Source organism: Streptomyces lacrimifluminis (genome assembly GCF_014646095.1).
In the GTDB taxonomy this organism is placed as follows: Bacteria; Actinomycetota; Actinomycetes; order Streptomycetales; family Streptomycetaceae; genus Streptomyces; species Streptomyces lacrimifluminis.
Map to the genome: position 1 here is coordinate 541518 of NZ_BMMU01000001.1, position 21576 is coordinate 563093.

At 70.2% G+C, this 21576-nt stretch carries 21 protein-coding genes and 1 tRNA gene; 7 read left to right on the forward strand and 15 right to left on the reverse strand.

What is annotated here, in order from left to right; translation table 11 throughout:
- Positions 1 to 29: 29 nt before the first annotated feature.
- Positions 30 to 497, reverse strand: coding sequence for a GNAT family N-acetyltransferase (locus IEY89_RS02520; protein WP_189145695.1), 468 nt, complete (start codon positions 495 to 497; stop codon positions 30 to 32).
- Positions 498 to 794: 297 nt separating this feature from the next.
- Between IEY89_RS02520 and IEY89_RS02525 the strand changes: the two genes are divergently transcribed.
- Positions 795 to 1568, forward strand: coding sequence for a LuxR C-terminal-related transcriptional regulator (locus IEY89_RS02525; RefSeq protein WP_189145531.1), 774 nt, complete (start codon positions 795 to 797; stop codon positions 1566 to 1568).
- A 66-nt stretch (positions 1569 to 1634) separates the two neighbouring features.
- On the opposite strand, the gene IEY89_RS02530 is transcribed toward IEY89_RS02525, so the two are convergent.
- On the reverse strand, positions 1635 to 2132 hold the full coding sequence (locus tag IEY89_RS02530) for a MarR family winged helix-turn-helix transcriptional regulator (protein ID WP_189145532.1): 498 nt from the start codon (positions 2130 to 2132) through the stop codon (positions 1635 to 1637).
- A gap of 189 nt (positions 2133 to 2321) precedes the next feature.
- Between IEY89_RS02530 and IEY89_RS02535 the strand changes: the two genes are divergently transcribed.
- Positions 2322 to 3143, forward strand: coding sequence for a trans-aconitate 2-methyltransferase (locus IEY89_RS02535; RefSeq protein WP_189145533.1), 822 nt, complete (start codon positions 2322 to 2324; stop codon positions 3141 to 3143).
- Positions 3144 to 3146: 3 nt separating this feature from the next.
- Positions 3147 to 3527, forward strand: a complete 381-nt coding sequence (locus IEY89_RS02540) for a VOC family protein (RefSeq protein WP_189145534.1) — start codon at positions 3147 to 3149, stop codon at positions 3525 to 3527.
- Here the strand turns inward: IEY89_RS02540 and IEY89_RS02545 are convergent.
- From IEY89_RS02545 to IEY89_RS02560, 4 genes are read right to left on the reverse strand one after another with little or no spacing between them, the layout of a single operon-like run.
- Complete coding sequence (locus IEY89_RS02545) at positions 3502 to 3753, reverse strand: type II toxin-antitoxin system RelE family toxin (protein WP_189145535.1); 252 nt, start codon at positions 3751 to 3753, stop codon at positions 3502 to 3504. The genes IEY89_RS02540 and IEY89_RS02545 overlap by 26 nt on opposite strands.
- Positions 3750 to 4004 (reverse strand): type II toxin-antitoxin system Phd/YefM family antitoxin, encoded by a 255-nt coding sequence (locus tag IEY89_RS02550; RefSeq protein ID WP_189145536.1) that lies wholly within the window; start codon positions 4002 to 4004, stop codon positions 3750 to 3752. Before IEY89_RS02550 ends, IEY89_RS02545 begins: the two co-directional genes overlap by 4 nt.
- A 41-nt stretch (positions 4005 to 4045) precedes the next feature.
- Positions 4046 to 4711, reverse strand: a complete 666-nt coding sequence (locus IEY89_RS02555) for a TetR/AcrR family transcriptional regulator (RefSeq protein WP_189145537.1) — start codon at positions 4709 to 4711, stop codon at positions 4046 to 4048.
- 7 nt (positions 4712 to 4718) lie between these two features.
- The gene (locus IEY89_RS02560) at positions 4719 to 5732 is read right to left on the reverse strand and encodes an acyl-CoA desaturase (protein ID WP_189145538.1); all 1014 of its coding nucleotides are present in this window, start codon (positions 5730 to 5732) and stop codon (positions 4719 to 4721) included.
- 322 nt (positions 5733 to 6054) lie between these two features.
- Between IEY89_RS02560 and ppc the strand changes: the two genes are divergently transcribed.
- Positions 6055 to 8796, forward strand: coding sequence for a phosphoenolpyruvate carboxylase (gene ppc, locus IEY89_RS02565; protein ID WP_189145539.1), 2742 nt, complete (start codon positions 6055 to 6057; stop codon positions 8794 to 8796).
- A gap of 140 nt (positions 8797 to 8936) precedes the next feature.
- Here ppc and IEY89_RS02570 read toward each other — a convergent pair whose 3' ends face one another.
- The 7 genes from IEY89_RS02570 to IEY89_RS02600 form a co-directional block, all read right to left on the reverse strand.
- A complete protein-coding gene (locus IEY89_RS02570; protein WP_229695013.1) occupies positions 8937 to 9443 on the reverse strand; it encodes a hypothetical protein in 507 nt (168 codons plus the stop codon).
- Positions 9444 to 9557: 114 nt separating this feature from the next.
- Complete coding sequence (gene pth, locus IEY89_RS02575) at positions 9558 to 10160, reverse strand: aminoacyl-tRNA hydrolase (RefSeq protein WP_189145541.1); 603 nt, start codon at positions 10158 to 10160, stop codon at positions 9558 to 9560.
- Positions 10161 to 10230: 70 nt separating this feature from the next.
- Complete coding sequence (locus IEY89_RS02580; protein ID WP_189145542.1) at positions 10231 to 10815, reverse strand: 50S ribosomal protein L25/general stress protein Ctc; 585 nt, start codon at positions 10813 to 10815, stop codon at positions 10231 to 10233.
- Between the two features lie 233 nt (positions 10816 to 11048).
- On the reverse strand, positions 11049 to 12032 hold the full coding sequence (locus IEY89_RS02585) for a ribose-phosphate diphosphokinase (RefSeq protein WP_189145543.1): 984 nt from the start codon (positions 12030 to 12032) through the stop codon (positions 11049 to 11051).
- A 115-nt stretch (positions 12033 to 12147) separates the two neighbouring features.
- Positions 12148 to 13596 (reverse strand): bifunctional UDP-N-acetylglucosamine diphosphorylase/glucosamine-1-phosphate N-acetyltransferase GlmU, encoded by a 1449-nt coding sequence (gene glmU / locus IEY89_RS02590; protein WP_189145544.1) that lies wholly within the window; start codon positions 13594 to 13596, stop codon positions 12148 to 12150.
- 115 nt (positions 13597 to 13711) lie between these two features.
- Positions 13712 to 13784, reverse strand: a tRNA-Gln gene (locus tag IEY89_RS02595).
- 8 nt (positions 13785 to 13792) lie between these two features.
- Positions 13793 to 14659 (reverse strand): hypothetical protein, encoded by an 867-nt coding sequence (locus tag IEY89_RS02600; protein ID WP_189145545.1) that lies wholly within the window; start codon positions 14657 to 14659, stop codon positions 13793 to 13795.
- Between the two features lie 178 nt (positions 14660 to 14837).
- Here IEY89_RS02600 and IEY89_RS02605 point away from each other — a divergent pair, with 178 nt between their 5' ends.
- Positions 14838 to 16151, forward strand: a complete 1314-nt coding sequence (locus tag IEY89_RS02605) for a sensor histidine kinase (RefSeq protein ID WP_189145546.1) — start codon at positions 14838 to 14840, stop codon at positions 16149 to 16151.
- A gap of 18 nt (positions 16152 to 16169) precedes the next feature.
- On the opposite strand, the gene IEY89_RS02610 is transcribed toward IEY89_RS02605, so the two are convergent.
- Both IEY89_RS02610 and IEY89_RS02615 read right to left on the reverse strand, forming a co-directional pair.
- Positions 16170 to 16664, reverse strand: a complete 495-nt coding sequence (locus IEY89_RS02610) for an SUKH-3 domain-containing protein (protein WP_189145696.1) — start codon at positions 16662 to 16664, stop codon at positions 16170 to 16172.
- 92 nt (positions 16665 to 16756) lie between these two features.
- Positions 16757 to 17341 carry a YwqJ-related putative deaminase gene (locus IEY89_RS02615; protein ID WP_189145547.1) on the reverse strand — a complete coding sequence of 195 codons (585 nt, stop codon included), beginning with the start codon at positions 17339 to 17341 and terminating at the stop codon, positions 16757 to 16759.
- A 343-nt stretch (positions 17342 to 17684) separates the two neighbouring features.
- Between IEY89_RS02615 and IEY89_RS02620 the strand changes: the two genes are divergently transcribed.
- Complete coding sequence (locus tag IEY89_RS02620) at positions 17685 to 18701, forward strand: SMI1/KNR4 family protein (protein ID WP_189145548.1); 1017 nt, start codon at positions 17685 to 17687, stop codon at positions 18699 to 18701.
- Between the two features lie 7 nt (positions 18702 to 18708).
- Positions 18709 to 21558 (forward strand): SUKH-4 family immunity protein, encoded by a 2850-nt coding sequence (locus IEY89_RS02625; RefSeq protein WP_189145549.1) that lies wholly within the window; start codon positions 18709 to 18711, stop codon positions 21556 to 21558.
- Positions 21559 to 21576: the final 18 nt, after the last annotated feature.

The following is a 21576-nucleotide window of genomic DNA, read 5'->3' on the forward strand; positions in this document are numbered from 1 at the left end:
CGGCGTAAAGGCGGCCCGTGGTGAGCGCCTCAGGGAGCCTTCGGCAGCAATCGCTTCGTCAGCGTGTACTCCGTGACCCCCGGCGGATAGTCCGGGATCACGCACACCACCTCGTACCCCTGCTTCCGGTAGAAGTCCGGTGCCTGGAAGTCCCATGTCTCCAGGCGTGCGTGGGTGCACGCGCGCTCCTCGTGTGCCGTGCGCTCCGCTTCCGCGAGGAGGCGGGAGCCCAGGCCGCCGCCCCGGTGCGGGGTGTCGACCCAGAGGTACGCCACGTGCAGCCAGGTCGTCCAGGTGTGGCCGACCAGCCCGCCGGCCAGGCTTCCTTTCTCGTCCAACGCCCATACGTGGAGTGGGAGTTCGCGCTCGGCGGGGGTGCCCCGCAGGGCGCGCAGGACGGGCGAAGCCGCCGTGTTCGTGTCGCGCAACCGCGACCGGAGCAGGGAGAGCCATTCCTTGTCGACTTCTGTCTCGATACGAAACATGCGGCACACCATAAACGCCCTGGCCAATCAGTTCTGCGAATTACCTTCCGCTCCTGCCTCCCGGCCGTACCCTGATGAACAGCACCGGTGGGGGCCGGTGCTGATCAGGGGGCGAGACAGTCGGGTACGACGCCCGGAGTGGGGGTAGCAGTCATCGCACGGCGACAGTCGTGGGCCGGTGACCGCGACAGCCCCGTCCCAGGCCAGAAACAACAGCCGGGGACTGCTCCGGGCGTCGTGTCCGCACGGGTTGTCCCCCCGACGATTGGGTGTCCCCAGCTCTTGAGGAGCTCGGGGAAGGGGGTTTCAGTGGTTCGCATCCGAGTCCTGGTCGTCGACGACCATCGCATCTTCGCCGAGTCGCTCGCCGCCGCACTGGCCGCGGAGCCCGACGTCGACGTCTCCGCCGCCGGCAGCGGTCCCGCCGCGCTGCGCAGTCTGGAGCGCGCGGTGGCCGAGGGCCGCCGGTTCGACGTCCTGCTCGTCGACTCCGACCTGGGCGGCAACGTGCCCGGGGCGCGTCCGGCGGTGCCCGTGCAGGAGGGCAACGCGGAGGGTCTTGTCGACGGCATCTCGCTGGTCGCGGGCGTCCGTTCGGCGCATCCGCACGTACGGATCGTCGTCCTCGCCGAGAAGGACGACCCCCGCAGGGCCGCGCTCGCTCTACAGGCCGGCGCCTCCGGGTGGGTCGCCAAGGACTGCTCGCTGTCGCGGCTGCTGACCGTCATACGGGGCGTGCTGCGCGACGAGACGCATCTGCCGCCCGCCCTTCTCACCGGTGTGCTGCGCGAGTTGACCGCCGCCCGCAAGCACCGCACCGAGAGTGAGCGACTCGTCGAGTCGCTGACGCCCAGGGAGCGGGAGGTGCTGCGCTGCATGGTCGCCGGGCTGGGCCGGAAAGCCGTCGCCGAACGGCTGTTCCTCTCCCCGCACACCGTGCGCACGCACATGCAGAACGTGCTGGGCAAGCTGGGCGTCCACTCCACCCTCGCCGCCGTCGCACTCGCCCGGCGGGCCGGGGTCGGCCCCGTCGACCTCGGGCACGGTGGGCGGATCACGGTGGAGGAGAGCAGCAGCGCCTGACCGGCGGCAGCGCCTGACCGGCGGCAGCGTCCGACCGGCGGCCTCGCCGGTCGGCGTACGCCGGTGTCAGCCGGGGATGTTGTCGAACGGCGCCGTCAACTGGCGCAGCAGTCCGGCGAGTTCGCCGCGCTGTCCTCGCGACAGCTCTGCCAGGATCGCGCGCTCCTGGTCCAGCAGGCCCGCGAGCGCCTGATCCGCCCTGTCCTGGCCCTCCGCCGTGAGCCGGACCAGTACCCCGCGCCGGTCGCTGGGGTCGGGGAGGCGCTCGACCAGGCCCTTCTTCGTCAGCCGGTCGATACGGTTCGTCATCGTGCCCGAGGTGACCAGGGTCTGGGTGAGGAGCTGCCCGGGGGAGAGCTGATACGGGTTTCCTGCGCGCCTCAGCGCGGTCAGGACGTCGAACTCCCAGGGCTCCAGGGCGTGCTCGGCGAACGCCAGCCTGCGCGCCCGGTCCAGGTGCCGGGCCAGCCTGCTGACCCGGCTGAGTACTTCGAGTGGTTCCACGTCGAGGTCCGGGCGCTCCCGGCGCCACGCAGCGACCAGCCGATCGACCTCGTCCTCCATGGCGATCAGTGTAGTGGTTGTGTCGATGTGAAGTCTCTTGGCGTCAAGTTTCTTGACATCGAGAAACTTTCTCGGTCAGGCTGGACCCACGAACGGCCGCAGACGGCCATGGATGGCCATGGACGGCCACAGGACGGCCGCCGAACAACAGCCGACGCCGGTGACCGCGACCCACGGGAGAGCCCCCACATGCCTGCCACCACCCCCGCCCCCATCTGGGACCCCGCCCAGTACCTCCGCCACGCCGAACACCGCGCCCGCCCCTTCGCCGACCTTCTCGCCCGCGTCCCCGACCTCCCCGGCACCCCGCCGCGCATCGCCGACCTCGGCTGCGGCCCCGGCAACGTCACCGCCGTACTCGCCGACCGCTGGCCCACCGCGCACATCACCGGGTACGACAACTCCGCACCCATGCTGGAACGGGCGGCGCGCCACGCGGGCCCCACGGCGGGCGGCGGACGCCTCGACTTCGCCCACGCGGACGCCTCGGCCTGGACGCCCTCCGGGACGTACGACCTGATCGTCTCCAACGCGGCCCTCCAGTGGGTCGAGGGACATCTCGACGCGTTCCCGGCCTGGTTGGACGCCGTCGCGCCCGGCGGGACCTTCGCCTTCCAGGTGCCGCACAACCTCGACGCGCCCCTGCACACCCTCATGCGCGAACTGGGCACCGGGGCCCGCTGGAAGAACCGCCTCGGCGAGGTGCTCCGCACCGACGACTCCGTCCACGCACCGCTCGTCTACCTCGACCGCCTCGCCCGGCTCGGCTGCGAGACGGACGTGTGGGAGACGACGTACCTCCACGTCCTGCGGGGCGAGGACCCGGTGCTCGACTGGGTCAAGGGGACGGGACTGCGCCCGGTCCTCACCGCCCTGGCGGACGACCCGGAGGCCCGGGACGCGTTCGTCACCGAGTACCGGGACCTGCTGCGCGCGGTGTACCCGGCGGAGGCGTACGGCACGGTGCTGCCCTTCCAGCGGCTGTTCGCCGTGGCCCGGAAGGCGGGCTGAGAGGTGATCGCCGCCGTCGACCATGTGCAGCTGGCCGCGCCGGCCGGCTCGGAGGACGCGCTGCGGGCGTACTACGCCGGCGTCCTCGGCATGACCGAGATCCCGAAACCGCCGACCCTGGCCGCGCGGGGCGGCTGCTGGTTCCGGGCGGGGCCGGTCCAACTGCACCTGGGGATCGAGAAGGACTTCCGGCCGGCGGGAAAGGCCCACCCGGGGCTGAGGGTCACCGGGATCGAGGCGTACGCGGAAAGGCTGGTCGCAGGTGGGGCATCGGCGGCCTGGGACGACGAACTCCCTGGCCACCGACGGTTCTTCTCGTACGACCCGGTGGGCAACCGGCTGGAGTTCCTGGAGGGGATCAGGCCGTGCGGCCCAGGTGGGTGATGAGGATATGGATCGTCTCTTGGTCGATGAAGTAGAGGACCCGGTAGTCGTTGATGCGCAGGCGCCGAATGTCGCGTGACCCATAGGGGACCGACCCTGCCGGGCGAGGATCGGTGGCCAGCTTGTCGATGGTGTCCAGGACCAGGGACAGGCCGCTCGGGTCCTCCTGGAGGAATCGAGCCGCGGCGTCGAGGGCGTGTGGCTCGAAGACGATCTCGTGCGTCACCGGGTTTCGAGCCCCAGCCGCCTGCGTACCTCAGCCATCGGGATGCCGGGCTCAAGCGCTCCCTCAGCCTTGCGTCGCTGGAAGTCGGCCACGGCCAGCGCGTCTTCGAAATCCTCTATCACCTGCGGCGACACCAGTAGGGCCGCCACGTGCCCGTGATCGGTGAGGGCGATGGTCTCGCGGCTGTGTGCCGCACGGCGGACAAGGTCGCCGAGCTGGGAACGGGCCGCGCTGATCGCAATCTGAGTCATGGCCGAATGATGCCACAAGGTGAATCAAGAGGAACGTTCATTCAGCTTTTGCGTCGCCCTATCAGGCGTGGTTTCGCCTCCAGCCCGTCCAGTCCGTGCCACGCCAGGTTCACCAGATGCGCCGCCACCTCGGCCTTCTTCGGGCGCCGCACGTCCAGCCACCACTGTCCGGTGAGCGCGACCATGCCGACCAGGGCCTGGGCGTACAGCGGGGCCAGCTTGGGGTCGAAACCGCGGCGTTTGAACTCGCGGCCCAGGATGTCCTCCACCTGGGTGGCGATGTCCGAGATGAGCGACGCGAAGGAACCCGTCGACTGGGGGATGGGGGAGTCGCGGACCAGGATGCGGAAACCGTCCGTGTACTCCTCGATGTAGTCGAGGAGCGCGAACGCCGCCTGCTCGCACAGCTCACGGGGGTGGCCCGCCGTCAGGGAACTCGTCACCATGTCCAGCAGGCGCCGCATCTCGCGGTCCACCACCACCGCGTACAGGCCCTCCTTGCCGCCGAAGTGCTCGTACACCACCGGCTTGGAGACGCCGGCCTTGGCCGCGATCTCCTCCACCGACGTGGCCTCGAAGCCCTTGTTGGCGAACAGCGTGCGGCCGATCTCCAGCAACTGGGCCCGGCGCTCGGCACCCGTCATCCGGGTGCGGCGGGGGCGCCGCGGTTTCTCATTGCTCGGAGTGTTGCTGGAGTCGGTCACCACGCGTCAATCATGCAGCCTTCGCGGGCTCCGTCCGGCGCCGAGAGCCGTCCTGGTCCGTGTTTCGACGGGAATCGATACGCGAGCGTGACGGCCAGCGCACGTCATAGGCCCATCCGAGCTTCTCGAACCAGCGGATCAGCCGCGCCGAGGAGTCGAGCTGCCCGCGCATCACACCGTGCCGCGCCGACGTCGGGTCCGCGTGGTGCAGGTTGTGCCACGACTCACCGCAGGAAAGCACGGCCAGCCACCACACGTTGCCCGAGCGGTCCCGCGACTTGAACGGGCGCTTGCCCACCGCGTGGCAGATCGAGTTGATCGACCACGTGACGTGATGGAGCAGGCAGACGCGGACCAGGGAGCCCCAGAAGAAGCCCGTGAACGCGCCCCACCAGGACATCGTCACCAGGCCGCCGATCAGAGCCGGCAGCGTCAGCGACAGCATCGCCCACCAGATGAACTGACGGGAGATCGCCCGGATGTCCGGGTCCTTGATCAGGTCGGGCGCGTACTTGTCCTGCGGCGTCTGCTCCTCGTCGAACATCCACTCGATGTGCGCCCACCACAGGCCGCGCATCAGCGCCGGAACCGTCTCCCCGAACCGCCACGGCGAATGCGGGTCGCCCTCCGCGTCGGAGAACTTGTGGTGCTTGCGATGGTCGGCCACCCAGCGCACCAGCGGACCCTCCACCGCCATCGAACCGGCGATCGCCAGCGCGATCCGCAGCGGTCGCCTGGCCTTGAAGGCACCGTGCGTGAAATAGCGGTGGAAGCCGATCGTGATGCCGTGACAGCCCAGGTAGTAGAAGAAGACGAGCAGGCCGAGATCCAGCCAGCTCACCCCCCAGCCCCACGCCAGCGGCACCGCCGCCAGCACGGCCAGGAACGGGACGGTGATGAAGAGGAGAAGCGTGATCTGCTCGATCGAACGCTTCTGTTCGCCACCCAGCGTGGCCAAGGGCAGGGAAGAGTCGTCGGGCTTCTTCCCGGCGTCTTCGATCGCATCGGAAGGTGAGGTGGTCATGCGCATCCCCTGGGGGGTGATGGGTCTAGGTAGATGCCGGGGTACGGAATCCGAGGGCGCCATCGGAATCAGGCTCCCTACGGTTGCGTAACCTACGGCGTCGTAAGTATGTCAGCGCGTTGCCCGGCGGCAAGAGCCCGAAATTCTGCGCGTTCCTCTCGACACCTATCCTTGAGTCGGTCGGACAGCGCGGTCCGCTCTCTTTTCTTCCCGGATGCCCCGCCCCCATGCCGCCCGGCACCCGGTTCCGGGGCGGTTCGGCCGCCCGGACACCGGCCGGGTACCCACCCGCCGAGCCTCCACACTGCAAGGAGCCGCACCTGTGAGCAGTGCCGACGACCATGGCCAGGCCACCACGACGACCAGCAGCGAGCTACGCGCCGACATCCGGCGCCTGGGCGACCTGCTCGGAGAGACCCTCGTCCGCCAAGAGGGCCCTGAGCTGCTGGAACTCGTGGAGAAGGTCCGCCACCTGACCCGCGAGGACGGCGAGGCCGCCGCCGAACTGCTGCGCGGCACCGAACTGGAGACCGCCGCCAAGCTCGTCCGCGCCTTCTCCACCTACTTCCACCTCGCCAACGTCACCGAGCAGGTCCACCGAGGCCGCGAACTGCGCGCCAAGCGCGCCGCCGAAGGCGGCCTCCTCGCCCGCACCGCCGACCGCCTCAAGGACGCCGACCCCGACCACCTGCGCGCCACGGTCAGGAACCTCAACGTTCGCCCGGTCTTCACGGCCCACCCCACGGAAGCGGCCAGACGCTCGGTCCTCAACAAGCTGCGCCGCATCGCCGCCCTGCTGGAGACCCCCGTCATCGAGGCGGACCGGCGCCGCTACGACACCCGTCTGGCCGAGAACATCGACCTCGTCTGGCAGACCGACGAACTGCGCGTCGTACGCCCCGAACCCGCCGACGAGGCCCGCAACGCCATCTACTACCTCGACGAACTGCACGCGGGTGCGGTCGGGGACGTGCTCGAAGACCTCACCGCCGAACTCGAACGCGTCGGCGTCAAGCTCCCCGACGACACCCGCCCCCTCACCTTCGGCACCTGGATCGGCGGCGACCGCGACGGCAACCCCAACGTGACCCCCCAGGTCACCTGGGACGTCCTGATCCTCCAGCACGAGCACGGCATCAACGACGCCCTGGAACTGATCGACGAACTGCGCGGCTTCCTCTCCAACTCGATCCGCTACACGGGCGCCACCGAGGAACTCCTGGAGTCCCTCCGCGCCGACATCGAACTCCTGCCCGAGATCAGCCCCCGCTACAAGCGCCTCAACGCCGAGGAGCCCTACCGGCTCAAGGCCACCTGCATCCGCCAGAAGCTCGAGAACACCAAGCAGCGCCTGGCCAGGGACACCCCGCACCAGCCCGGCCGCGACTACCTCGGCACCGGCCAGCTCCTCGCCGACCTCACCCTCATCCAGACCTCCCTGCGCGAACACCGCGGCAGCCTCTTCGCCGACGGCCGCCTGGACCGCACCATCCGCACCCTCGCCGCCTTCGGCCTCCAGCTCGCCACCATGGACGTACGCGAACACGCCGACGCCCACCACCACACCCTCGGCCAGCTCTTCGACCGCCTCGGCGAGGAGTCCTGGCGGTACGAGGACATGCCCCGCGAGTACCGCAACAAGCTCCTCGCGAAGGAACTGCGGTCAAGGAGGCCGCTGGCCCCCACCCCGGCCCCGCTCGACGCGGCCGGCACCAAGACGCTCGGCGTGTTCGAAACCGTCAAGAAGGCCCTCGCCGTCTTCGGCCCCGAGGTCATCGAGTCGTACATCATCTCCATGTGCCAGGGCTCCGACGACGTCTTCGCCGCCGCCGTACTCGCCCGCGAAGCCGGACTCGTCGACCTGCACGCCGGCTGGGCCAAGATCGGCATCGTGCCGCTCCTGGAGACCACCGACGAGCTCAAGGCCGCCGACACCATCCTGGAGGACATGCTCTCCGACCCGTCCTACCGGCGCCTCGTCGCGCTCAGGGGCGACGTCCAGGAGGTCATGCTCGGCTACTCGGACTCCTCCAAGTTCGGCGGCATCACCACCAGCCAGTGGGAGATCCACCGCGCCCAGCGCCGCCTGCGCGACGTGGCCCACCGCTACGGCGTCCGGCTCCGCCTCTTCCACGGCCGCGGCGGCACCGTCGGCCGCGGCGGCGGCCCCTCCCACGACGCGATCCTCGCCCAGCCCTGGGGCACCCTGGAGGGCGAGATCAAGGTCACCGAACAGGGCGAGGTGATCTCCGACAAGTACCTCGTCCCCTCACTCGCCCGCGAGAACCTCGAACTGACGGTCGCCGCCACCCTCCAGGCCTCCGCCCTGCACACCTCCCCCCGCCAGTCCGACGAGTCCCTCGCCCGCTGGGACGCGGCCATGGACCTCGTCTCCGACGCGGCCCACGAGGCCTACCGCAGGCTGGTGGAAGACCCCGATCTGCCGTCGTACTTCTTCGCCGCCACGCCCGTCGACCAGCTCGCCGACCTCCACCTCGGCTCACGCCCCTCCCGCCGCCCCGACTCCGGCGCCGGCCTCGACGGCCTGCGCGCCATCCCCTGGGTCTTCGGCTGGACCCAGTCACGGCAGATCGTGCCCGGCTGGTTCGGCGTCGGCTCAGGCCTGAAGGCACTCAGGGAAGCCGGCCTCGACACGGTCCTGGACGAGATGCACGAGCAGTGGCACTTCTTCCGCAACTTCGTCTCCAACGTCGAGATGACCCTCGCGAAGACCGACCTGCGCATCGCCCAGCACTACGTCGACACCCTCGTCCCCGACGACCTCAAGCACGTCTTCGACACCATCCGCGCCGAACACGAACTCACCGTCCGCGAAGTCCTCCGCATCACCGGCGAGGACAAGCTCCTCGACGCCAACCCCGTCCTCCAGCAGACCTTCACCATCCGCGACGCCTACCTGGACCCCATCTCCTACCTCCAGGTCACCCTGCTCAAGCGCCAGCGCGACGCGGCGGCAGCCGGCGCCGAACCCGACCCCCTCCTCGCCCGCGCCCTGCTCCTCACCGTCAACGGAGTCGCGGCGGGCCTGCGCAACACCGGCTGACCCGGACGCGAACAGCTGAGGGTGCCCTCGTACGCGGACACACGATCCACGCGTACGAGGGCACCCTCACGTCGTCTGCAAGGCCGAACAGGGAGAAGGGCAAAGGGAGAAGGGAGACAACGGGGACTAAGCCATGCCCTTCACAACGCCACCCAGGCCGCCGTCACCAGCGCCAGGCCGCTCCCGGCCAGCGCCAACCCCGTCCGCGTCAGTCCAAGACCACCCGCCACCACGACCGACGCGAGCAGCAGCGCACCGCCCAACGGCACCCAGGCGTACAGGAAACCGGCCGGCCCCGACCGCACGACATCGAGGCTGCCGGGCTTCACGACCACGGTGTACGTCTCACCCTCGCCGACCCCGACCGACTGGTCCAGCACGACCCGGCCCCGCGCCGTCGACCCCACCGACACCGGCCGGTACGACCCCGTACAGACGCCGTCCTCGCACCCCGACACGGTCATCGTGCCCTGCTCGCGCCCCTTGCTGAGCATCACGTGCTGGGCCGACCCCCAGGACGCCCACACACCCGCGATCAGGATCAGCGCGGCGACCGTACCCATCACCGCGAACCGACCCAGACGCCCAAGACGCCCGAGCCGCAGCATGGCGGGGGCGGACTTGCGCCGGTGGGCGGTGGCTGGCATGGCCGGGATCATTGGCCATGGCCGGGCGATCGGTCAACTCCTGCCCGAAAAAGTCAGGAGTTGTACGCACGTATCGCCGGGCGCCCGCCCGCCTCACCAGCTCACAGCGAACTCTCAGGAGTTGTACGCGCTCTGCGCCCGCTCCAGGCCCTCGGTCACCAGGGACTCCACCGCGTCCGCCGCCCGGTCCACGAAGTAGTCCAGCTCCTTGCGCTCCGCCGACGAGAAGTCCTTCAGCACGAAATCGGCAACCTGCATACGACCCGGCGGACGCCCGATCCCGAACCGCACCCGGTGATAGTCCGCACTCATCGCCTTCGTCATCGACTTCAGACCGTTGTGGCCGTTGTCCCCGCCGCCCAGCTTCAGCCGCAGGACCCCGTAGTCGATGTCCAGCTCGTCATGGACCGCCACGACACGGTCGAGCGACACCTTGTAGAACTCGCGCAGCGCGTTCACCGGGCCACCCGACAGGTTCATGTACGACATCGGCTTCGCCAGGATCACCCGACGGCTCGCCGGTCCCGGCGGCCCGATCCGCCCCTCGACGACCTGCGCCTGCGCCTTCCCGGCCCGCTTGAACCTCCCGCCGATCCGCCCCGCCAGCAGGTCGGCCACCATGAATCCCACGTTGTGCCGGTTCATCGCGTATTCCGGCCCGGGATTGCCGAGCCCCACGATCAGCCAAGGGCCGCCCGCGTCGGTCGTCACGTCCATCTCTCCTTGCTACGCGTCGGCCGCCGCCCCTGGTGGGAACGGCGGCCGACGGACGAAGACTCCGGGGAAATCAGGCCTCGGTGGTCTCGGCCTCGCCCTCGGCGGGGGCCTCCTCCGCCTGCGCGGACAGGACCTGGAGGACGACCGCGTCCTCGTCGATCACCAGCGTGGTGCCCTCGGGCAGCGGGATGTCCTTGGCGAGGATGGCGGCACCGGCCTCCAGGCCCGCGATGGACACGGTGACGGACTCGGGGATGTGCGTGGCCTCGGCCTCGACGGTCAGCGTGCTCAGCACGTGCTCGAGCAGGTAGGCGCCCGGGGCCAGCTCGCCCTCGGTGTGGACGTAGACCTCGACGGTGACCTTCTCGCCGCTCTTCACGGTGAGCAGGTCGACGTGCTCCAGGAAGCCCTTCAGCGGGTCACGCTGCACGGCCTTCGGGATCGCCAGCGCGGTGCGGCCCTCGATGTCCAGGGTCAGCAGGACGTTCGGCGTACGCAGGGCGAGCTGCAGCTCGTGGCCCGGGAGCGTGATGTGGACGGGGTCGGCACCGTGGCCGTAGACGACCGCGGGAACCTTGGCCTCGCGGCGGATGCGGCGGGCGGCACCCTTGCCGAACTCGGTGCGGGTCTCGGCGGTGAGCTTGACGTCGGACATGCTTTTCACTCCTCGTACGGGTGAGAGACGGACAGGTCACCCGGCCACGAACGGCCTGCTACGAAGAGCGCGTCGATAACGGATCACCGGCCCGTGAACGACACGGACACGGCCTCCCTCGCCGAGCAACTCCGACAGAGTACTCGGCGCGAGAGGCCGCAGGAAAATCGATCATGCAGAAGCGATCCAGCAGATCCCGGGAACAAGAAACCCGCAGGCGAGACCCGATGGGCCTACTGCTCGTCGAACAGGCTCGTCACCGAACCGTCCTCGAACACCTCACGCACCGCACTCGCGATGGTCGGCGCGATCGACAACACCTTGATCTTGTCCAGATCGGCACTCAGCTCACCCGGCGTCGGCAGCGTGTCCGTGAAGACGAACTCACTCACCCGCGAGTTCTTCAGCCGGTCCGCCGCCGGACCCGACAGCACGCCGTGCGTCGCCGTCACGATGACATCCTCCGCACCGTGCGCGAACAACGCGTCCGCCGCGGCGCAGATCGTCCCACCGGTGTCGATCATGTCGTCGACGAGCACACACACACGACCCTTGACCTCACCCACGACCTCGTGGACGGTCACCTGGTTCGCCACGTCCTTGTCACGCCGCTTGTGCACGATCGCCAGCGGCGCACCCAGCCGGTCGCACCAACGGTCGGCAACCCGCACCCGGCCCGCGTCCGGCGACACGACCGTCAGCTTGCTCCTGTCCACCTTGGTGCCCACGTAGTCGGCGAGCAACGGCAGCGCGAACAGATGATCGACCGGACCGTCGAAGAAGCCCTGAATCTGGTCCGTATGCAGATCCACGGTCAGAATGCGGTCCGCACCCGCCGTCGCCATCAGGTCCGCGACCAGACGCGCCGAAATCGGTTCACGTCCACGGTGCTTCTTGTCCTGCCGCGCGTAACCGTAGAACGGCACGATCACGGTGATGGAACGGGCCGACGCACGCTTCAGCGCGTCGATCATGATCAGCTGCTCCATGATCCACTGGTTGATCGGAGCCGTGTGGCTCTGGATCACAAAGCAGTCCGCGCCACGCGCCGACTCCTCGTAACGGACGTAGATCTCGCCGTTCGCGAAGTCGAAGGCCTTCGTCGGCACAACCTCGACCCCCAACTGCTGGGCGACCTCCTGGGCAAGCTCGGGGTGGGCGCGGCCGGAGAAGAACATCATCTTCTTCTTCCCGCCGGTCGTCTTGGTCCCGGTCACAGCACTGTCTCCTCGGAGGTGTCTCAGCCGTGATCAGCCCTGAGAGGCCTGCTCAGCTGGGGGTGTGCGGGTGTGCCCTATCACGGTAGCCCGACTCGGACCGGACTGTTTCCGGTCAGCTTTCGCCACCCGGCTCCCGGGAAGCCGCCTCGGCCGCCCTCGCCGCCGCACTCCCCGGCCGCTTACGAGCCACCCAACCCTCGATATTCCGCTGCTGGCCACGGGCCACGGCCAGCGAACCGGGCGGTACGTCCTTCGTGATCACCGAGCCGGCCGCGGTGTACGCACCGTCCCCGACCGTGACAGGCGCCACAAACATGTTGTCCGAACCCGTCTTGCAGTGCGACCCCACAACGGTGTGATGCTTGTCCTGCCCGTCGTAGTTCACGAACACACTCGCCGCACCGATGTTCGTGAACTCACCGATCGTCGCGTCCCCGACATACGACAGATGCGGCACCTTCGTCCCGTCGCCGATCGAAGTGTTCTTCGTCTCCACGAACGTACCGATCTTCGACGTCACCCCCAGACGGGTCCCGGGACGGAGATAGGCGAACGGCCCCACGTTCGCCTGCGCCCCCACCACGGCACCGTCGGCCACGGTGTTGTCCACCCGCGCCCCCGCCCCCACCCGGGTGTCCTTCAACCGCGAGTTGGGCCCGACCTCGGCACCCTCCGCGAGATGCGTCGCACCCTGGAGCTGCGTGTTCGGATGGACGACCGCGTCCTGCTCGAACGTCACCGTCACATCGACCCACGTACTGGCCGGATCGATCACACTCACCCCGGCCAGCATCGCCTCGGTCAGCAGCCGCTCGTTCAGGATCCGACGCGCCTCCGCCAGCTGCACCCGGTTGTTGATCCCGGCGATCTCACGATGATCGGCGGCCACACAGGCCCCGACCCGGTGCCCGGCCTCACGCAAAATCCCGAGCACGTCGGTGAGGTACTCCTCGCCCTGACTGTTGTCCGTCCGCACCTTCCCCAGCGCGTCCGCGAGCAACTGCCCGTCGAAGGCGAAGACACCGGAGTTGATCTCACGGATCGCCCGCTGCGAATCCGTCGCGTCCTTGTGCTCCACGATCGCCGTCACGGCACCCGACGCCCCGTCCCGCACGATCCGCCCGTACCCGGTCGCGTCCGGCACCTCGGCGGTCAGCACGGTCACGGCATTGCCGTCGGTGGCATGGGTGGCGGCGAGGTTGCGCAGGGTCGCCCCGGTGAGCAGCGGGGTGTCGCCACAGACGACCACCACCGTCCCGTCGACGGCCCCACCGAGCTCTTCGAGGCCCATGCGTACGGCGTGACCGGTGCCGTTCTGCTGCGCCTGGAAGGCGGTACGGACACCGGCGTCGGCCTCGGTCAGATGGGCGGTGACCTTCTCGCGGGCGTGGCCCACGACGACGACCAGGTTCTCGGGGTCCAACTCGCCTGCGGCGGCGAGCACATGACCCACCAGGGAACGGCCACAGAGCTCGTGCAGGACCTTGGGTGTGGCCGACTTCATACGGGTGCCCTCACCCGCTGCGAGTACGACTACGGCGGCGGGGCGATTGGCGCTCACGGGTGGTGCCCTTCGGCTGCGGAGGGGGCGGGGGTGACATCCGCAGGATACCGGGGCGTTTCGTGGGGGACATGAGAGTGGGCCCTGACTGTGCTGTCAGGGCCCGATTTTGCAGCTCCGCCGCTAGGACTCGAACCTAGACCGAACATCTCCAAAGGATGCCGTGCTGCCGATTACACTACGGCGGATCGCTGCATCAGACCTTACCGGAGCTTGGCGGGCTGCCAAGAGTGATTCCGTTCCACCAGCCCTCGATGCGACGGTACAAGTCTGCGCTCTGCCGGACTTTGATCACGAGGCAGCCTCGGTAGGACTCGCCGACGTTCTTGCGGACCGTCTTGGGATTGTGCTTCTTGAGGGTCGTCTTGTTGAAGGCTGAGTGGCTGGCTCCAACGAGGTCCGCCCAATACTGCTCGGCACCTGCCACGTCGGCGTTTTCGTGGATCATCACGCAGTAGCGAACGCGCTCGCGCTCCACTCCGAGCAGGTCCAGCCAGCACAGGAAGACCTTGATCATTACCGGGTCGCTGTTGACGAAAGCGACGTTCTCTCGGCGTGCGTATGGCTTGTCCTTGCCGCCCTCGGCCCAGTACAGGCCCACGCCTACCAGGAACAGCTCCCGCTCGGTCAAGGTGCCTACTTCCGCCGCCGCTTTTTCCTTGGTGGCTTGACGCTCTCGGTCCTGGGCGGCGCGCAGATGTGCGAGCCCCTCGTTCATGAGTGCTCGCTGCTCCTCGGGGCTGTAGCGCGGTTCGGGCTTCGGTAGGTCCCGTACCCACAGCGAGATCGAACTCTTCGAACACCCCAGCTCCAGCTGGATCCGGTCGTACGTCCACCCCTGGAGGCGGAGTTCCCTCGCCCGGTGCCGGAGATCGTCCTTCGCGTTCGGGCGCTTCGTCCAGTCCGGGGGCGGCTCGCCCTCCAGGAGGCGGTTGAGGATGTCGTTGTTGTGGACGCGAAGCTGGTCGCGGATCTGGCGGCGGCTGAGGCCCTCCCGCCGCAACGCCACCGCCTGCTCCCGCAGCACTTCGAAATCCGCGTACTTGCCACATGCATGTTCCATGGGCAAACCCTTGCGGCGGAATCCTCGCTTCCGGGGTCGAACGGTGCGCGATTCAGCAGTTCGAGGGATTCTGGTGGGTTTCGCTTCTGTTCGATTGTGGTCACGGCGGCCCGTGTGGTGTAGGCCAGTCGTCGAAACTCGCCGGAAAAGCGGGGGGTGGCGCCCGTAGGCTGGACGCATGACCACTACGGGGGAAGACCACACCGCGGCCCTGACCGGGCCGTTGTGGTGGGCCCGGTGGCGCAGTGCGGCGTTTGACGTGGGTCTCGCGGTGCTGTCCGCCGGGGAGTGCGCGGCGGAGGGGATTTCGTTCGCCAGGGACGCGGGGATCCCGGTGGCGGCGGGGATCGTGTTCGGGCTTGTCGCCGGGTCCGTGCTGGTGTTGCGGCGGCGGTGGCCGATCGCTGTCGTGCTGGTGTCCATCGCTGTCGCGCCGGCCCAGATGGGCTATCTGATGGGCATCGTCGGGCTGTACACGCTCGCCGCTTCCGAGCTGCCCCGGCGGATCATCGGGGCGTTGGCGGGGATGGCGATGGTGGGGACGCTCATCGTGACGTTCGTGCGGTCGCATCAGGACATGGCGGACGGGAGTCTGAAGATCGGGGACTGGCTGGTTCCTGTCGTCGCCATCACCACGTCGTTGGGTGTGACCGCGCCGCCGTTGCTTCTGGGGCTGTATGTGGGGGCTCGGCGGCGGCTGATGGAGAGTCTGCGGGAGCGGGCCTACAGTCTGGAGCGGGAGCTTCAGTTGCTGGCCGAGCGGGCCGAGGAGCGGGCGGAGTGGGCGCGGAACGAGGAGCGGACACGGATCGCCCGTGAGATGCACGATGTCGTGGCGCACCGGGTGAGTCTGATGGTGGTGCATGCGGCGGCGTTGCAGGCGATTGCCCGGAAGGATCCTGAGAAGGCGGTGCGGAATGCCGCTCTGGTGGGGGACATGGGGCGGCAGGCGTTGACCGAGTTGCGGGAGATGCTCGGGGTGCTGCGGTCGGGGGAGGGGCTGGAGCGGCGGGCGCAGGGGGTGCCGCTGGCGGCGGTGGGGGTGGCTGCGGCTGTGGCTGCTTCTCGTGCTGCCGGGGGTGGTGACGGTGTGGGGGAGGGGCCTTGTCTGGCCGAGTTGGAGGAGTTGGTCGGGCAGTCGGCGGCGGCGGGGATGGTGGTGGCGCTGTCGGTGGAGGGGGATGTGCGGTTGTACGGCGCGGAGGTGGAGCAGACGGCGTTCCGGGTGGTGCAGGAGGCGTTGACGAACGTCCACAAGCACGCGGCGGGTGCGAAGACGCACGTGCGGCTGGCTCATCGGGGTGGCGAGATCGCGATGCAGGTGGAGAACGAGCCGCCGCCGGAGCCGTCGTCGGCGGCCTCGGTGCGGTTTCCGTCCGGTGGTAATGGTCTGCTCGGGATGAAGGAGCGGGTCACTGCGCTGGGCGGTGTTTTCGTGTCCGGGCCGACGGAGGCCGGGGGGTTTCGGGTGTCGGCGGTCATTCCGACGTAGGGCCTGGCCCGGCGGCGGTCAGGGGGGTGTCAGGCGTGCGGGTTCCAGGCCGGTGACCAGGGTGGCGAGGGCTTGGTCGAGGTCGGCGCCGAGGTACCAGTCGCCGGTGTGGTCGAGGGCGTAGACGCGGCCTGTTGTGTCGATGGCCAGGAGGGACTGGGTCTCGGGTTCCTCTCCGAGGGGGCAGACCTCGGTGTCGAGGGCGCGGCCGAGGTCGGCGAGGGTGCGGGCCATGTGGAGGCCGTGCAGGGGGTCGAGGTGCAGGGCTGTGGGGGCGATCTGGCGGCCGGTGCCGGGGGGTGTGATGTGCAGGCCGCCGAATTCGGCCCAGGCTTCCACGGCGGCCGGGAAGACGGCGTGGCGGTGTCCGGCGGGGGAGGTGTGGCCGCGGAGGGCGTCGGCCCAGATCTCGGCCTGTTTTATGTCCCAGCGGCCGGGTTGCCATCCGGCGGTGCGCAGTGCGGCGTCGACGGCCACGGGGAAGCGGGTGGTCGAGGTGCGGTCGGTGTGCATCTGCCCTTCGATCGTCGAGGTCATGGGCCGGCGCGAGGGTGTGCCTGGTGCGGCGCCGTCGTGCGGTGGGGCCTGGGGGTGGGGTGGGGGTGTCAGTCGGTGGGGGCCGACGAGTCGACTATGCGGACGCCGAAGTGGGCGCTGAGTGCTGTGCAGGAGCGGCAGGGTGGGGCGAAGCTGCCGTGGAGGGGGTCGCCGTCCTCGCGGATGCGGCGGGCGGTGAGTTTGGCTTGTTTGAGTGCTCTGCGGGCTTCGCCGTTGGTCATGGGTTTGCGGGCGGCGCGTCGGCTGCGGGCTTCGTCGGCGCTGGTGATCTGGCGGGATATGAGGAGTGCTTCGGCGCAGCGGCCGGTGGATCGGTCGCGTTGGGTGCTGGGGAGGGTGTCGAGGAAGTCCTGGACGAGTGGGTGCAGGGTGGGTGGCTGGTCGGCGCGTGCGGCTGTGCCGGTGAGGGTGGTGCCGCGTACGGAGAGGGCGGCGGCGACGGTCGGGAGTATGCCGTCGCGGCGGTGGCGGAGGGTGGGGACGCGGGGTGTCTCGTTGGCGCTCCAGCCGACGCGTGGGTCGCCGCCGGGTCTGCCGGTCGTAGCGGGCATTCCGGGCGCGGGTGGTCCCGCGGGGCCTTCTGCCGGCCGTCCTGTCGCTGTCCCCGTCTGTGTCGCGTTCATGATCGTCATCCCCTCCGGTGCCTCCCCCGTGCATCCCCTCGGCGGACACAGAGTGCCAAATGGCGTGCCTGGTGCGGTAGCTGGGGCGGTGTGACACGCCCGGGCTTCGTCGTACCGTCACGGTGGGGTGACGGCAGGTCACGGAAGCAGGGGGCCGGTGACTGGTGCCGGTGACCGGTGTCGGCGTACCGCATAGGCTGTCGGGCAGCCGCGATCCGCAGCACCGTCCGGGTTGCTGTCCGCACTGATGTGCTGACAGGTGGGACGGGGTGATGTGTCGTGACGTGATGTGACAGACGTACGGGTCGTACTGATGTACAGGCCTTACAGGACGCCGCAGGGGGCAACCGCCATGACGACAGGTCGGCTCGGGCAGCGAGCCGTGCCGCCGAACGCGGCCTATGCCGGGCAGGTCGTGCACTTCCCGGATCCGGTACGGGCGGCTCGGCATCCGAGAGGGGTGCGGGTCGACGAACACGGCTATCCGGACTTCTCGCTCTACGCGCGTGCGGTGGCGGAGATCGCCGAGCCGCCCGAGGGCTTCGGGGTCGACGAGCTTCGGCTGACGGACTATGTGTCGGCGAACGCGGCGCTGGCCGCGTCCGGGCACGAGCTGTGGGACACGGTCCCGGCGGTGGCGACCCCGCACGGCTGGACGTGGCACCACGTACCGGGCGGGCGGCGGATGCAGCTTGTCCCGGTCGAGGTGAAGGCGCTGCTGCGGCATCACGGTGGTATCGCGACGTCGGCCGTGGACCAGCACAAGCGCGGTACGCGGCCTCTGCAGGAGACGCGGCCCGCGCACTTCGCGCTGCCGAAGTCGGCGGTGGCGGTGACCGAGTTGCAGGTGCAGGGCGTCGAGGAGGATCTCGGGTACCGGCTGCCGGGGGCGTACCGGTCGTTCCTGAAGGCGGCGGGCGGGTGTGCGCCGGTGGGTACGGCGCTCGACGCCGAGCTGGGACTGCTGCTGGACCAGCCGTTCTTCACGGTGCGGGACGAGGCGGCGGTCAATGACCTCGTCTACGTCAACAAGTGCCTGCGGGATCATCTGACGAAGGACTACCTGTGTGTCGGCTTCGTGCAGGGTGGTCTGCTGGCCGTGAAGGTGAAGGGTGAGCGGCTCGGTTCGGTGTGGTTCAGCGCGTACGACGACGCGCGGGACGTCGATCCGACGTGGCCGCCGGCCGACCGGGTGCAGCGGTTGCTGCTGCCGTGCGGCGACGACTTCGACCAGTTCCTGTCCCGGCTCGCGGGCAATCCGCCGGAGCTGGAGACGGTGGCGAACCTGATGGTGGACGGCGGCTTCGCGCGTGCGGTGCCGGTGCCTGCGGCTTCGGGGGCGTCTTCGGTGTCTTCGGTGGGGGAGTGACTGACCGATGGTGACGTTCGCGCAGGCGCAGGAGCGCGCCGAGGAATGGGTCAACGGGGATGTGCCGGCGTACATGCACCGGGAGGTGCGGGTGCGGGAGTTCGAGCTGGGGTTCGTGGTCTGGGCGGAGGACCGGGCGGAGGGGCCGCGTTCGGACGGTGGTGCGCAGCGGCTGGTTCTCGCCCGGGACAGCGGCGAGGCCACGCTGTGGCCGGCTCTGCCGGTCGGTGAGGTGATCCGCCGGTACGAGGAGCAGTACGGCCGTGCGGCCTCCGTCGAGGACGCGGTACCGGCGCCGCCTGCCCGGGTCGACCTGAACCAGACGTCGTTCCTGCTGACTCCGCCGGAGTGGTTGCAGGAGGCGGCGGACAAGCTGGGGATCGCTGACCGGCGGGCGGATTCGGGTACCTCGGGTGGCGGTGCGGCTTCGGCCGGGCCCCCGGCTCCCTCGGTTTCCGTCGCGTCTTCGGGCGGGGAGCCGGTGGACTCGGTGCCGCCGGGTGCCACGCCGTGGACCGGGACCGACACGACCAGTGTGGACGCGGGCGAGGACCGTTCCGTGCCGTTGCCGGCGACCGTGTTCGCGCCGCCGTTGGGCGACGAGGGCCGGGATGACGTTCCGCGTCCCCGGGATGCCTTCGACGGCGGTCCGGGGGCTTCGGGGTACGGGTATTCGCAGGGGGCGGATGGCCCCTCGTACGGGTATCCGCAGGGTGCGCCCGATGTGCCCGGTCCGCCGGCGCGTGCGCTGGCGCCCCACGCGGGCGAGATCGCCGACGCGGCGACCAGCAAGGCGCCGCCGCCGCGCGGTGCCCGGGGTGCGAGTACCCCGCCTCCGCCGGGTGCGCCGGGAACGCCGGGCGCACGTCCGGGAGTTGGGCCGCCTCCGCCGGGGCCTGGTCCCGCGGGCGGGTATGTGCCCACGCAGTTCGTGTCGGCGCTCGGGGCCGAAGGGCCTGCGGGTGTCGACGGGGCCGAGGGGGTCGGTGGTCCGGGCTCCGGTGCTGGGTCCGGTGGCGCGTATCCGCCCGGCGGTCTGAATCGGCCCGGTGCGCCCGGTGCGCCGGGTGGCTCAGGCACTCCGGGTGCCCCGGGGGTTCCGAATCCGCCCGGTGCCCCCAACGCGCCTGCGGGTGCGCCTTCCGGGGGCGTTCACCAGGCCGCGACGATGTTCTCCGGCCCGGGCGGGCCCGGCGGGCCCCAGCCTCCGGCGGCCCCCGGGGTTCCGGGTGCGGGCCGGGCTTCGGGTGCTCCGGGTGGCTCTGGCCGGCTTGGCGCGTCCGGTGCTCCTCAGCCTCCCGGAGCGCCGAATCCGCCCGGTGCTCCGTTGCCTCCGGGGCCGCCTGGAGGCCCGGGTGTCCCGAACCGGCCCGCCGTTCCCCACTCGCCCGGGAGTACCCCGCCGGGCGGTGTCCACCAGGCCGAGACCATGTTCGCCGACCCTCAGCGGGGCGGCGCCCCGGGTGCACCCCGGCCGCCGGCCGCCCCGGGTGCTCCCCAGCCTCCGGGTGCCCTCGGCGTACCCGGTGCGCCGGGCGTACCGCCCGCTCCCGGTGCTCCCGGTGCTGTGCACCGCGCCGAGACCATGCTGGCGGGTCCTCCGGTCGGCGGTCCCCACGTGCCTCCGCCGCCCCCGGCGGTCGGTGTACCCGGTGCTCCGGGCGCCCCGGGCTTCCCCGGTACGCCCAGAACTCCGGGCCCTCAGCCCCCCGTGCCGCCCGGCGCGATGCCCCCGCCGCCAGGCATGGCGGCACCCGGTCCCGGGGCGCCCGCCCAGGCGGCGCACACCCCCGGGTTCCCGCCGCCGCCCGCCCCCGGCCTCTCCGCGCCGCCGCCTCCGCCCGCCCCCCAGCCGCCCTCCTACGGCTACCCCCCGCCCGGTCAGCCCACGGTCGGGCCCGGCTATCAGGCCGTTCTGCGCTACCGGGCGTCCGACGGGTCCGAGCAGCAGGTGATACGGCGGTCCGCGCCGGGGACGCCGCATCCGGAGTGGCAGATCTTCCATGAGCTGCGGGCGATGAACATTCCGCCGGATCAGGTCCTCGAACTCCACACCGAGTTGGAGAGCTGTGAACTGCCGGGTGCCTACTGCGCCCGGATGATCCGCGAGCAGTGGCCGAACGCCCGGATCACGAGCATCGCCCCGTACGGCACCGATCACGCGAGCCGTCAGCAGGGCATGGCCCAACTCCTCGCGCACCAGGGTGAGTTGCATCAGGTGGCGGACGGTCCGGCGCGTCCGGGGCCGGTGCGTACGCCGCTGCCGCCCGTGCAGCCCGCGTCGCCGATCCCGCCGGAGGCGGTCGCCCAGGAGATGGCCGCCGCGTTCGGGCCCGGGGTGTTCCGGTTCGACCAGGCGGCGGTGTCGCGGCAGGGGGTGCCGCCGATCGTGGCGCACACCCTGGTCGTCGCCGGGCTGCCCGCCGACATGGGGCCGTTCTTCTGGGCGCAGGCCCAGCCGGGGCGGCCGGTGCCGACGCTCGCCGAGCTGGCGCAGGAGCGCGGGGTGCGGCCGGCGGCGGACGCCGGGTCGTACCTCGTCATGGGCAGCGACTTCGGCAAGGCGATCTGCGTGCAGTACGGGACGGCGAACATCGTCGCGGTGCCCGTGGAGGCGGGGCCGGGCGGAGCACCCGTACCGCCGCAGTTCGTGAACACGGGGCTGCCCGAGTTCGCGCGCTGCCTCGCGCTGCTCGGCCGTATGTGGCGGCTGCGCTACGGCCTCAACCAGGAACAGGCGGGCCGCTGGACGGTCGACTTCCAGGCCCAGCTGGCCTCCCTCGACCCGGCGGCGCTCGGCTCGCCGGAGAGCTGGTGGTCGGTGCTGCTGGAGGAGATGTGGGACGGGTTGCTCTGACCCGCTGAGCGGAAGCGG